Origin of the sequence: Burkholderia anthina (assembly GCF_902498995.1) — a bacterium.
GTDB classification, from domain to species: domain Bacteria; phylum Pseudomonadota; class Gammaproteobacteria; order Burkholderiales; family Burkholderiaceae; genus Burkholderia; species Burkholderia anthina.
The window spans coordinates 288,317-301,064 of sequence record NZ_CABVLY010000002.1 but is presented as its reverse complement, the minus strand read 5'-3'; the positions used below and the strand labels follow the sequence as shown (position 1 = coordinate 301,064).

Annotated in this window: 11 protein-coding genes; 5 read left to right on the top strand and 6 right to left on the bottom strand. The window is 63.6% G+C overall.

Annotated elements, in window-relative coordinates; all coding sequences use genetic code 11:
- Positions 1-26 precede the first annotated feature (26 nt).
- The 3 genes from BME24068_RS04215 to BME24068_RS04205 are packed head-to-tail and all read right to left on the bottom strand — an operon-like array spanning position 27 to position 1,946.
- Positions 27-962, bottom strand: a complete 936-nt coding sequence (locus tag BME24068_RS04215; protein WP_096508802.1) for a sensor domain-containing diguanylate cyclase — start codon at positions 960-962, stop codon at positions 27-29.
- A complete protein-coding gene (locus BME24068_RS04210) occupies positions 959-1,585 on the bottom strand; it encodes a chemotaxis protein CheC (RefSeq protein WP_096508803.1) in 627 nt (208 codons plus the stop codon). The genes BME24068_RS04215 and BME24068_RS04210 overlap by 4 nt, the downstream gene beginning before the upstream one ends.
- The gene (locus tag BME24068_RS04205) at positions 1,578-1,946 is read right to left on the bottom strand and encodes a response regulator (RefSeq protein ID WP_096508804.1); all 369 of its coding nucleotides are present in this window, start codon (positions 1,944-1,946) and stop codon (positions 1,578-1,580) included. The genes BME24068_RS04210 and BME24068_RS04205 overlap by 8 nt, the downstream gene beginning before the upstream one ends.
- A 466-nt stretch (positions 1,947-2,412) precedes the next feature.
- On the opposite strand from BME24068_RS04205, the gene BME24068_RS04200 reads away from it, so the two are divergent.
- On the top strand, positions 2,413-4,656 hold the full coding sequence (locus tag BME24068_RS04200; protein ID WP_096508805.1) for a hybrid sensor histidine kinase/response regulator: 2,244 nt from the start codon (positions 2,413-2,415) through the stop codon (positions 4,654-4,656).
- A gap of 46 nt (positions 4,657-4,702) precedes the next feature.
- Here BME24068_RS04200 and BME24068_RS04195 read toward each other — a convergent pair whose 3' ends face one another.
- A complete protein-coding gene (locus tag BME24068_RS04195) occupies positions 4,703-5,257 on the bottom strand; it encodes an NADPH-dependent FMN reductase (protein ID WP_096508806.1) in 555 nt (184 codons plus the stop codon).
- A gap of 367 nt (positions 5,258-5,624) precedes the next feature.
- Between BME24068_RS04195 and BME24068_RS04190 the strand changes: the two genes are divergently transcribed.
- Both BME24068_RS04190 and BME24068_RS04185 read left to right on the top strand, forming a co-directional pair.
- Entirely contained in the window at positions 5,625-6,221 is a 597-nt protein-coding gene (locus BME24068_RS04190; RefSeq protein ID WP_096508807.1) for an RNA polymerase factor sigma-70, read from the top strand.
- On the top strand, positions 6,202-6,408 hold the full coding sequence (locus tag BME24068_RS04185) for a zf-HC2 domain-containing protein (protein ID WP_174925237.1): 207 nt from the start codon (positions 6,202-6,204) through the stop codon (positions 6,406-6,408). The genes BME24068_RS04190 and BME24068_RS04185 overlap by 20 nt, the downstream gene beginning before the upstream one ends.
- Positions 6,409-6,788: 380 nt before the next feature.
- Here BME24068_RS04185 and arsC read toward each other — a convergent pair whose 3' ends face one another.
- A complete protein-coding gene (arsC, locus tag BME24068_RS04180) occupies positions 6,789-7,145 on the bottom strand; it encodes an arsenate reductase (glutaredoxin) (protein WP_096508809.1) in 357 nt (118 codons plus the stop codon).
- A 1,088-nt stretch (positions 7,146-8,233) separates the two neighbouring features.
- Here arsC and parA point away from each other — a divergent pair.
- Positions 8,234-8,896, top strand: a complete 663-nt coding sequence (gene parA / locus BME24068_RS04175; protein ID WP_059448842.1) for a ParA family partition ATPase — start codon at positions 8,234-8,236, stop codon at positions 8,894-8,896.
- A 23-nt stretch (positions 8,897-8,919) separates the two neighbouring features.
- Entirely contained in the window at positions 8,920-9,981 is a 1,062-nt protein-coding gene (locus BME24068_RS04170; protein WP_174925236.1) for a ParB/RepB/Spo0J family partition protein, read from the top strand.
- Between the two features lie 91 nt (positions 9,982-10,072).
- On the opposite strand, the gene BME24068_RS04165 is transcribed toward BME24068_RS04170, so the two are convergent.
- On the bottom strand, positions 10,073-11,437 hold the full coding sequence (locus BME24068_RS04165; RefSeq protein ID WP_096508875.1) for a replication initiation protein: 1,365 nt from the start codon (positions 11,435-11,437) through the stop codon (positions 10,073-10,075).
- Positions 11,438-12,748 lie beyond the last annotated feature (1,311 nt).

The following is a 12,748-nucleotide window of genomic DNA, read 5'->3' as shown; positions in this document are numbered from 1 at the left end:
GCCCGCGCGAAGCGGCGGCGCGACGCTCACGCGTAGGCGATCGAGCGGTCGCGCCCGAGCCGCTTCGCGCGATAGAGCGCGGTGTCGGCGTCGTTGACGAGCGCGTCGCTCGCGGGCGCGCCCGCCGTCGCGGCTGCGGCGCCGACGCTCGCCGTCACCGGCACGCTGACGCCTTCCGCGTCGACCGGCGTGCTGCCGATCGCATCGCGCACCTTGTCGGCCACCTGCATCGCCTCGTCGAGATTGGTACACGGCAGCAGCAGCGCGAATTCCTCGCCGCCGAAACGGCCGAACGTGTCCTGCACGCGCACGATCGACGCGACCCGGCGCGCCGTCTCGCGCAACACCGCATCGCCGACCGCATGCCCGAACCGGTCGTTGATCGTCTTGAAGTGGTCGAGATCGAACAGCAGCACCGACAGGTCGCCGCCGTAGCGCTGCCAGCGCGCGAACTCGTCGCCGAGCCGCGCCTCGAAGAAACGCCGGTTCGCGATGCCGGTGAGGCCGTCGCGGTTCGCGTGCTCGCGCAGCATCGCGACCGCCTCCTCGCGCTCGCGCTGCATCACGCTCACGTGCGTGACGTCCGAGATCGTCACGCACACGGCTTCGACTTCGCGGCCGCGCGTGAGCGGCATGAACGTGCAGTCCTGCTGCATGTAGTCGACGCCGCCCGTGATCGGCCGGTCGTGCTCGAAGCGAAACAGGTAGGGCCGCTGCTCCCACGAGCTGAACGCGAAACTGCCGAGCTGGAACACGCTCTCGAGCTTGCGTTCGAGCCATGCGCGCGGCAGGTCGGGAAAACAGTCGAACAGGTTGCGGCCGATCACGTCGTCAGCCGCGATGCCGCTGTGGTCCTGCATGAAGCGGTTCCACATCAGCACGGTCATCGAGCGATCGAGCACGAACAGGCCGAAGCCCACCCGTTCGATCACGAGGTCGCTCAACGACGCGGCGGCGGTCATAGCGCGGACAGCAACGCGTCGAGCGCGTCGCCTATCAGCCGGATCGAATCCTCGGCCATCAGCATCACGAAATGTGCGCGAAACGCGCGATCCTCGAGCCCGAAGTTCACTTCGAGCAGCAGCGCCACGCGCCACGCGAGCGCGTTCGGCTGGAACACGTCGTCGAACGACACGTTCGTGCCGAGCAGCCCCGGCGGGAAGAACACGGGCTTGCGGCCGAGCTCGTCGAGAATCGACGCGACGCATGCGCTCATCAGCACGTTGGCGACGTCGAACACGAGTTCGTCCTGGGTCGCCATGCCGCCGTACGCGCCGTCGCCGAACGTGCGATCCATCAGCGATATCAGCCGCGCGACGCCCGCGCTTCGGCACAGCACGATCGCCTCGCCCTTGATGTCGGAACGAAATCCCTGGCGCACGGCCGTCACGTTCTCGTGAATGCCGGTCATCTCGCGCAGCGCGGCGCCCGCGTCGGCGGCCTTCACGACGCGCACACGCGGCACCGACAGCTCGATGAAATGCCCGAGCAGCAGCGCGAGCCGCGCGGCGGCGCGGCCCATCGCGAGGTTGGCGATTTCCTGCAACGCGTCGCGTTGCTCCGCCGTGAACACCGAGTCAGGCATACAACCCATACTCCTTGAGAATGGGCAGCAATGCCTCCGACGTCACGGGCTTGGCAACGAATGCGATCGCGCCCAGCTCGCGCACGCGGACTTGCGCCTGCGGCTGGATATCGGCGGATACCACGATCACGAACGTGTTCAGATCTTCGTGGCGCAGTGTCTCCAGGACCTGATAGCCGGTCATGTCGGGCATCGTCAGGTCCAGAAACATCACGGAAGCTTTGCCGTCACGATAGAGCGCCAGCGCCTCGCGACCATTTGCCGCATACGCGACGTCGACGTCCCAGTCTCCCGGCAGCGCCTTTGTCAGAAGTTTGCGAGCGAGCAGGGAATCGTCGGCAATCACAATCGGCAAAGGCATGGCGTGAAGCGGTATACGGAATGGTCTCTCTCGCGTTAACGACCGCACGGCGCGCTTCTTGAGCCGCGATGCAATCAAGCGCGGGCAGCCACCGTGCGGCCGCGCGGGCGCCGCGCACGAACACGCGACGCACCGCGCGGCAAACGCCGGCGGGCGCATATATCTGTCATAAGGAAAGCAACGCGCGATTCTCTGAGTAAACCGGAGGCGATGCAACTCGTCATTTTCACCATTTCGAACAAAATCGATCCGATCGTCCGGCATTCCGAAAACAGCCACGCCTGTTTTAAAGATAAGCACGCAAAATTTTTCTTTGTGTACGTTTGCGCTTCCGGATTTGTCGCGTTTTCAATCTTTCATTTGGCCCCGGCCGGAATCGTCAGGCCATGCCCGCGCGCGGCGTCGCGGCGGGCGTGCGCAACTCGTTTATGATTGCATGCAACCTTCGCTTCACCCGCTTCCTTCGATGACGTCCGAACGGCCCGCCGACTCCCGCATACCCGCCTCCCCGCCCGCCGACGACTGGCAGGACGACGGCAGCTACGCGTCCGGCGCGCCCGAGCACGATTTCGCGGTTCGGCGCGTCACGCTGATCGTGCTGCTCGTCGCGGCGATCGTGCTGCCGTGCATCTACGTGTCGGTCATGGCGTACAACGACCTGAAGGCGCGCGAAGCCGCGGCGAGCGACGTGACGATGCGCACCGTGCGCGTCGCCGAGGAACACGCGCTCAAGGTGTTCGACCTGACCGAAAGCCTCGACGCGCGCATCGTCGACCTCGTGCAGGACATGGACGACGCCACCGTGCGTCACGACGAGTCCGACATTCACGAAGCGCTGAACACGATCGGCGGCGGCTATCCGCAGGTGGCGGCCGTATCGATCTTCGGCGCGAGCGGGATGCTGCTCGCGAACAGCCTCTACTATCCGGCGCCGTATGCGTCGATCGCGAACCGCGACGATTTCGCCGGCATCCGCGACGGCAAGGTGATCGAACATATCTCGCGGCTGATGATGGGGCCGCTCAAGCTCGAGAACATTCCCGTGTTCAACACCGGCGTCGCGCGACGCCACAGCGACGGTTCGTTCGCCGGCATGGTGTCGATCGCGCTGAAATCGTCGTATTTCAACGCGTTCTACCGCGACCTGCTCGGCGGCGCGAGCACGCCGATGACGATGGCGCTCGCGCGCTCCGACGGCGCGGTGATCGCGTCGTACCCGCCGCCGCCGGCGCTCGCGCATACCGATCGCGTCGCCACCTTCGGCAACCCGCACAACGACCCGCGCTCGGGCGTGGTGCGCGTGCGCCATGAAGGCGCCGGCAGCGAGATCGTCGCGTACCGCCAGGTCGGCAGCTATCCCGTCTACGTCACCTGTGCATACCGGACCTCGGCAATCTGGCGCGAATGGTACGAACACCTGAGCGTGCTGTTCATCTCGATGTTCGCGCCGTCGATCGCGCTGTGGTCGGTGATCTGGCTGTCGCTGAAGCGGCTGAAGGCGGAAGAGCAGGCGTGGGACCGCTGGCAGGCGGAAGCGTCGATGCGGCGCTCGATCGAATCGGCGTACCGGCAGTCGCGCAAGATGCAGGCGCTCGGCAACCTGGTCGGCAGCGTCGCGCACGACTTCAACAACCTGCTGATGATCATCTCGAGCAACGTGCAGATCGTACGGCGGCGCGGGGTTCCGCATCTCGACAAGGAGCTCGGCGCGATCGAACGCGCGCTGAAGAACGGCCAGTCGCTCACGCGCCAGCTCCTCGGCGTCGCACGCAAGCAGCCGCTGCACAACGAGACGATCGACGTCGGCCAATGGGTCGGCACGTGCCGCGAACTGCTGAAGACGTCGCTCGGTTCGAAGTCGTCGCTGGTCGTCGCAATCGAGCCCGGCGTATGGCCGATCCGTATCGATGTCGCGGAGCTCGAGCTCGCGGTGATCAATCTCGCGGTCAATGCGCGCGACGCGATGTCGGCCGGCGGCCGCTTCACGGTCGGCGCGCGCAACGTGACGCTGCGTCGCGAGGACGGCTTTCCGCTGACCGGCGATTTCGTGCAGATCTCGCTCGACGATACGGGCTCGGGCATGGCGCCCGACGTGCTCGCGCGCGCGTTCGAGCCGCTGTTCACGACGAAGGCGCACGGAATGGGAACGGGGCTCGGGTTGCCGCAGGTGTTCGCGTTCTGCGAGCGCTCGGGCGGCCTTGCGACGATCGACAGCGCGGTCGGTGCCGGGACGTCGGTACGCCTGTATCTGCCGCGCGCGCGCGTCGAGGACATCGTCGCGCGGCCGCAGCCTGCCGCGCACGATGCGGGCGCGCTCGCCGGGTTGCACGTGCTGCTCGTGGAAGACAACAGCGAAGTCGCGGCCGGCACCGAGGCGCTGCTCACGCTGCTCGGGCACCGCGTGACCTATGCGCCCACCGCCGACGATGCGTTGCGCCTGATCGAAGGCGCGGCCGCGAACGATACGTTCGATCTGGTGATCTCGGATATCCACATGCCGGGCAGCCTGAACGGCATCGACCTCGCCGAAGCCATCGACAAGCGGCCGGGGAAACTGCCCGTGATTCTGGTCACGGGTTATGCGGAAGAACTCGACCGCACGCGTACCGTCAACGTGCGCGTGCTGTCGAAGCCGTTCGACATCGCGCTGCTCGACGAGATCCTGCTCGGGATTCGCGAAGCACGCGATGCGCGGCATGCCGGCGCCTGAACCGCGGCATGCGCGTCAGGCGCCGGCGGCGTGAAGGAGGCGGCGCTCAGGCCGCCTTCAGCACGCGGACCCAGTCGACGTAGCGATCGACGAAGCCCTGCAGGAACTTGCGGGTGTCCTCGCTGACGATCTGGCCTTGATCGTCGATGCGGGCCGGGTCGTGCTTGATGAACATCTCGGGCTGGCCGAGCGTCTTCACGTCGAGATACGCGAGCACGTTGCGCAGGTGCTGCTGCGCGAGCGCCGTGCCGACCGCGCCCGGCGACGTGCCGAGCACCGCACCCGGCTTGCCCGACCACGAGTTGTGGCCCCACGGACGCGAGCCCCAGTCCAGCGCATTCTTCAGCACGCCCGGAATCGACCGGTTGTACTCGGGCGTGACGAACAGCAGCGCATCCGACGCCTCGATCGACTGCTTGAAGCGCTTCGCGACTTCCGGATAATCGGTGTCGTAGTCCTGGCTGTACAACGGCAGCTCGCCGATCTCGACGAATTCGAACGAGAAGTCGGCAGGGGCGAGCGACACCACGGCATGCGCGAGCGCGCGATTCCAGGAACCGCGACGCAGGCTGCCGACGACGACCGCAACACGATAGGACATGGCTTTCTCCTTCCGGTGAGTGAGGAATCGAATCGATTGATTCTGGACAGGCAACAAAGGTCTGTTTATAGGCAAGCCAGCCCGCGAGCCGTCCCACGGGGCCATCCGGCCGACTTTCCACAAGGTTTTCCACAGAAATTGTGGATAACTTCGCCGTTATGATCTGACGTTACAAACCGCCCGTGTCGCGATGTCGCGGCACGCGACGCGGGGTTCCGGCAAGCATAGCGCAGCGCACCGGCCACGTTCGTGAATTCGCGACGGAACATACGTTGCGGGCCGACGCGGCGCCCAGTAAGCTGCTCGCACGGCGACGCGCCCGCCCTGTGGCGCACTCGCGATCGCTTCATGAGGCTTCCGATCCACCATGCCGTCCGCGTACGACGATCCCGCCTATCTGGCACAACTGCGGCACGACCTGCTGCGATTCGCACGACTTCAACTCCGCGACGCCGACACCGCAGAGGATGCCGTGCAGGAAGCACTGACCGCCGCGTGGTCGCACGCCGGGGAATTTGCCGGACGGTCCGCGCACAAGACCTGGGTGTTCGGCATCCTGCGCAACAAGCTGATCGACGTCCTGCGCGCACGGCAGCGGATGGTGAGCCTGTCCGCGCTCGATGCGGAACTCGATGGCGAAGCCGTGCTCGATCGCGAGTTGTTCAAGGAAAACGGACACTGGGCCGCGCATACGAAGCCGCGACCGTGGCCGCGCCCCGAGACGCTGTTGCAGCAACAGCAGTTCTGGACGCTGTTCCAGGCCTGCCTCGACCATCTTCCCGAGCAAATCGGACGCGTGTTCATGATGCGCGAATTCCTCGATGTCGCGATCGCGGACATCTGCAGCGAATTGACGTTGACGACCAATCATTGCAGCGTGCTGCTGTATCGGGCGCGCACGCGCCTGCGCACCTGCCTCAGCGAAAAAGGACTGACGACCGAAGATGCTGCCGGGGAAATGTAGCAACGTGACGCGACTGCTGTCGGATGCGCTCGATCGGCGTTTGACGCTGCACGAGCGGATGCAGGTGCACGTGCATTTGCCGACTTGTAGCGGATGCCGGGCTTATCGCGGACAAATCGGGATGCTGAGGGTTGCCGCGCAGGTGGCGGCGGGGCGGGATGGGGTGGACGCGATGGGGGATGGTTAGCGGCGCGGCGCGGATATCGTTCCGGCCGGGCGGTGTGGGGGCTCGGTGACGAGCTGGTTTTCGCGGCGTGCGGTGATGTTCGCTGCGTGATCCGAGCGACGGGTGGTCGGTGGTCTGCGGATGGACTTGGGGAATCCGGTGCGCTTGGCCGTTGTCGCTGTGTGTTGCTGGCGGCTGCGGTTTCCGGGCTGCGGAAAGGGCGGTATGGCGAGGCGTCGGCGAGGCGTGGTTTTGGCCGGCTGATCCGGTGCGTTTTTTAGGTGTCGCTGGTGTCGCTGGTGAGCGATGCCCGGGCAGTGCGTCGCGGAAAGCGATCTCAATCATCAACCCGGTGCGCATGCGCCGGGCTGATGCAATCGGAAAAATACGCCGAACAATAATTATTCGAACAGCGCGCGCACCGATTCAGGCGGCCGCCCGATGGCAGCCTTGCCTCGATACACGACGATCGGACGCTGCAGCAGAATCGGATGAGCGGCAATCGCTTCGTATGCCTGGACATCAGTGAGATCCGCGCGAGCCAGATCCAGCGTCTTGTACGGCTCCTCGCCATCGCGAAGCATGTCGCGCACCGGACGGCCCAGCTGACGATGCAGTACTTCAAGCTCATCGACGGTCGGCGGCGTCTTCAGATACTCGACTACGTTCACCTGGGTGCCGGTCGTGTTCAGCGTATCGACGAGCGCGAGCGTCTCGCGGGACTTCGAGCATCGGGGGTTGTGATAGATCGTGATCATCTTTCAGGCCTGGATGGTAGAGGCCCGTATTGTAGCCAGTCTGATTACGGGCGTTTCGGTGGAGCAGGGGTGAGGTTGAGGAGGGGCCCGGATTCGCTGCGATTGAGGAGCGCATCGCCGGAACTGTGCGAGCGAAGCGTGCTTGAAACGTTTATGCGCATAAAGTGTGTTGTGCGGCCGAGCATCAAAACGCTCGCGGCAGACGAAGGGGCGCGGCTAACAATGGCTCCGCGCGATGACGTAGCGAGAGCGGTAAAAGCGGATGGCCTCGCCACGCGCAAACGCCATCACGCGGGCTGACAACTACACCACGCCGATACGGCCATCGGTCAGGATCGTGTCGAACATGAGGATGGCCAAGCACGCCGTGCCTCGCGGAGTTTATGCGCATAAAGCTGCATGCATCCGGGCAGGTCTAGCGGCTATCTCTTCGCGTGATCTGTGCTTGAGTCCCGCAGCAAGCTGCGGGCAGGGCTCGATAGCATCCCGAACAGCAGCGCACGCGACTCTATGCGTCATCGTCAACGTGCAACCGTTGCGGTCGCCATCTTCAACAGGTTTATGCGCATAAACGCTGAGATGACTGGCACGCAGCCACCGCGCCATCCCGAGCATCCCGAGCATCCCGAGCATCCCGAGCATCCCGAGCATCCCGAGCATCCCGAGCATCCCGAGCATCCCGAGCATTTCAGCAGCCTGCGCAGCGCAGACGCACCCGTCGAAGCTCAAGGTCGAACGGCGGATCCCGCCGGCGAATATCCGCCGCCCCCTCCAAAGTTTATGCGCACAAACTCGCCTTCCAGGGCAGCAGATCTCCTGAGCACGCGAAAGGGCAGATGCCTCCACATCGCAGCGAGCAACTGGCTTCTCCGACATGAAACCACCCCTTCTGTCGGTCCGCTATCCAGCCACTCATCGACCGTTCATAGCCGCACAACCGCGACACCTCGGCCACCCGATATTCGCCGCCTCGTTTATGCGCATAAACCGATAGCCCGAATGGCTAATGCGTAGTTGGTGAACGACAATTTCATTGAAATATAAATATCGTCCTGTAGAATTCCAACGACCAAAAACAGGAGTGAAAATTGGCCGCAGAAATCATTGCAGTCACTCAACAAAAAGGTGGCGTCGGCAAAAGCACGATTGCCATGCACCTCGGCGCGGCATTCCACGAGAAAGGGAAGCGCGTCCTCGTCATCGACGCTGACGGTCAAAACACACTGGTTCACTGGTCAAGCGCGTCCGGCGATAGCGACACCGGCATTCCTTTCCCGGTCGTCAACCTCGCAGAAGCCGGCGGCCAGATCCATCGCGAGATCAAGAAGTTCATCAACGACTACGACATCATCGTCGTCGATTGCCCACCGTCGATCACGGAGAAGGTGTCCGGCGTCGTACTGCTGGCCGCTTCGATCGCCGTGATCCCGACTTCGTCGTCGCCGGCCGATTACTGGTCGAGCGTCGGGCTGGTCAAGCTGATCCAGCAGGCGCAAGTGATGAACGAAGACCTCCGTGCCGTCTTCCTGCTGAACAAAACCGAAGAGAAGCGGATGCTGACGCGCGAGCTCAAGCGCGCGCTCGAGGAACTCGGCTTCCCGTTGTTGAAGACGCAAATCCCGACCCGGGAAGCGTACAAGCAGGCGATGGCGCTCGGTCAGACCGTGCTGCAGATGAACGATCGCGGCGCCAAGCTGGCCGCTGCGGAAATCCGCGCATGTGCCGACGAAATCGTCGCCATGCTGCCCTGACTTTATGCGCATAAAGGAGTCACATGAAGCCCTCCCAATTTGCAAAAGGATTCCAGGCGCGCCCGGATATCACGACGAGCGAGAAGCGTACGGCGCTTGATCGGCTGAATGCCATCGACGGCATCGTCAAGTCCGAGACTGCTACACCCGCGCCGACGAAGTCGGCGAAGAAGGACATCGCACCGCCGCCCGTTCCGGAAGTCGTGCCCGATTCGCTGTCCGACGAGTCGGCGCAATATCGCGCGTGGCGTCTCGAGAACCGCTATGCCCCCGGCCAGGTGATCGAGCTGCCGCTGAAGACGATCAAGCATAGCCCGTTCAATCCGCGCCACTTCTATCTGAAATCGTCGATCGCCGAGCTCGCGGTCAACCTCGCGAAGCAGGGGCAACAGCAGGCGATTCACGTGATTCCGGACTACGACAATCCGGGCACGTATTTCGTCAGCGACGGCGGCCGCCGCGTGCGCGCACTGAAGGAAGCGAACAAGGAATCGGTGAAGGCGATCGTGATCGACGTGCCGATCGGTATCCAGAGCTACAAGCTCGGTTACGACCTGAACGTGCAACGCGATTCGCAGACGGTGTTCGACAACGCCGTCGTGTGGCGCCGCTTCCTCGACGACAAGCATTTCCAGAGTCAGAAGGAGCTGTCCGAACATCTTGGCCTCGACGAGTCGACGGTCGCCGTTGCGCTGTCGATCGGCAAGCTGCCGGAAGCCGTCATGCAGGAGATGGTTGCGCGTCCCGATCGCTTCGGTTCGAACATGGCGTATCAGGTCGGCCGCTATCACAATGCGCGCGGCACCGAAGCCACGCTGCGACTGATCAACAAGATCGTGTCGGACGACCTCAGCACGCGTCAGGTGTCGGACATCGTCAAGGGCCGTGTCGCGGCACAAGAGACACCGAAGCCGGCGGGGCGGCAGCGCTATGCGCAACGTCTGGAGATCAAGCTCGGCGGCAAGTCGGTCGGCGACCTGAAGTCGTATGGCGAAGACCGCATCGAACTGCGCCTACGCGGGCTTCCGAAGGAAAAGCGCGACGCGATTCTCGAGCAGCTCGAGCGGATGCTGTTGTCGGAGTGATGGAAGCGGCCGGCAGGGCCTGGCGACGCGCCGGGCCCGCGCGGTAGGCGGGGGTGGCCGGCGGCGGCCCGTCAGCGGGCCTGAGCGGGCCTCAGGCGGCCCGCGATTGATTCAGGGTGAACGACAGCAGGTCGCCGTCGGTCGGCTCGCCCCAGGTCTTCTGGGCCAGCCAGTCGAAAAATGCCGTCTCGGCCAGCTTGGACTCGAGGCCGCGCTTGCGCCAGTCGTCACGCAGGTGCGAGCCCATCGTCGGCAACACCTCCGACTCGAACGACTCGCGCGCCACTTCGCGCTCGGCGTCGCCCTGCTCCTCGTACAGCACCTTCGCTTCCTTGCGGCGAAACGCCGAGAATTCGCTCAGCAGACGCGCCTTCAAATCGTCCGGCTGCGCCGCGACGACCTTCGCCGACGGCGTGCCGGCCGGCAGCGCGTCGACGGACTCGACCGGCGGCGCATAGCCCTTCTTCAGCGCATCCTTGAACAATGCGGGCGCACTGCGCACCGGCGGCAGCGTCGTGCTGCGCATCCGCTGCTCGGTCATCTGCAGCGCCGCGCGAATCCGGTTTTCCTCGCTGTCCGCGTAGAGCGTCTGCGCTTCCTTGAGCGGAATCCCGAGCTTCACCATCCGGTCGACCAGCGTGCTGTCGAACACGTTCGGATGCTCGTCGAGCGCAAGCATCGGCTGCTTGCGCTCGGTCACGCGGAACTGGATCTCCGCGACCCGCCGCCCTTCACGATGCTCGATCAGCTCGACGAAGATGTTGGTGACCGCGTTGACCTCGGCGATCGCCGGACGCAGATAGTCGCGCTTGAAGTACTTGTACTCGCGCTTCGCCTCGTCACCGGCTTCCGTGTCCGGCGTGCCCGACAGAATCGGACGCCACCATTCCCACGGCTCGCGCATCGTCAGATGGCTCGGGTTCGTCAGATAGCGCACGCAGATTTCGTACAGCGCAAGACCGGCGCTGCTGCGCAACTGGCTCTGGAACTGCAGGCTCAGGCGTGCGTACTGGACCGGGTCGAGCAGCTTCTTCTTGATCTTCGGCGCGAACGAGAATTCGACCCACACGCGTCGGGTGGCCGGATCCTCGAGAATTTCGGCATCGGCGATCAGCGTCGAGATGCCCCACTTGCGGCCCGGCTTCTGGCTCGACGTGCCCGTGCTCCATTCGACCTGGACCGACACCATGCGGCGCAGGTGTTCCTTCACCAGCGCGGTGTCGTTCGAATCGAAGGCGGAATTTGCGACGATGTCCGACAGCAGCGCGCGATAGGTATCGCCCGAGTCGTCGGCCTGCTGCGCGACGGCGAGCAGGACGTTGAACAGCTTGCGGGTCAGGAGCGTGATCTTGCCGCTCTTCGGCTGAATTGCGATCGCCTCGACGGCCTTACGCAATTCGGCTGAACTGGCACTCACCACATCCACATCGGTTTTCTTGGCGCGCTTCGTGGCCATGCGTCGGGTCGGAAGAGAAGTTTCCCGGAAGGATAGCGCCTGTGGTGATGTGCGTCCAGAACGACATACTCACCATAGCCGGTGAAGCGCGCGTGCAAAGCAGCACTCACCCCAGCGGCCTCCCGAAAACGCTCACCGGTCCGAAATCAGGGCGTTCCGGACTCTTCCAGACGTGTCGCGGGATGCGCCGGTTCACAGATTTTTGCCTGTGCACGACACGTGCGAAACCGGCTCCCGTATCACCTCACCTTTCGATTTGTCGTAATTTTACGACTGCTTCGACATGCGCCGGTCACAGCGTCGCCACTGCATGTCACGACATCGCTTCGGCGGCCCTGTGCAAGCCTGTATGCATGTACAGGCGCGGCTGGCCGGCCGATCGCGATCATCTCCGGCATCCGGAAACGCGGCCCGAAAAGCGGCTCCGAAGCGTGGAGCCAACCTGCTTCACAGGCCCAGGCGCGCATTGTACAGCGCACAGAATGCGTTCGGTCCCGAAAATCCTCACCCAATCAACCCGTCATTCTGTGATCCGCACGCCAACGAATCCCCGACACACGCGGGATTGGCCGCCAAGACCTCCCGAAAAGCCTCACCTTATTGAAAAAAGCGGCGCTGCAACGGACGCAAAAGCGACTCCCGAAAAATCTCACCGTAACCGTCTTGGTATCAAAAATCTCAATGGCGTCCGATACTTAGGCGCAACTGGCGTTCCGCGGGGTCCGGTGATCTTCCCCCGAAAAATCTCACCTTTCCGGCATCGAAGCGAGTACGACAGCTGTGTGTCGACTCCCGAAAAACCTCACCTGTGCCAAAAAGTGGCACAGAAAAAATCGGATTTCGGCCAGTCCTGGCGGGCATTTCACCGAATTCCTCGGGTCACAGGTCCTGAAAAGCCTCACCTTTGACCAATTTTCGGGCAAACAGCACTCCCGAAAATTCTCACCTGTGAGCGTGCCCGCCGGCTGTGATTTATCTCCTGAAAAACCTCACCTCAACGGGATCCGGGCAGGAAAACCCGGATTTCCCTCCCGAAAAGCCTCACCTTTCGGGCTTCACAGGCCTCACTGGGTGCTTTTGCTGTGCAAAATGGCGGCCGGTTCCCGGAAACCCTCACAGCAAATCCGCTGCGAGTCCCGTGAAACCTCACCTTTCTGGAAAAACGCCTAAAAGATGGGCAGAATCGGGGCAGGAAGAAGGTCCCGCAAAATCTCACCTATGTCTGCACAGGCAGAAATCTGTGCATGCCGACACAGTGCGGGTTCTGCGGCTGTGCGACCCCGAAAAGCCTCACCTTTGGGAAAACGCGTG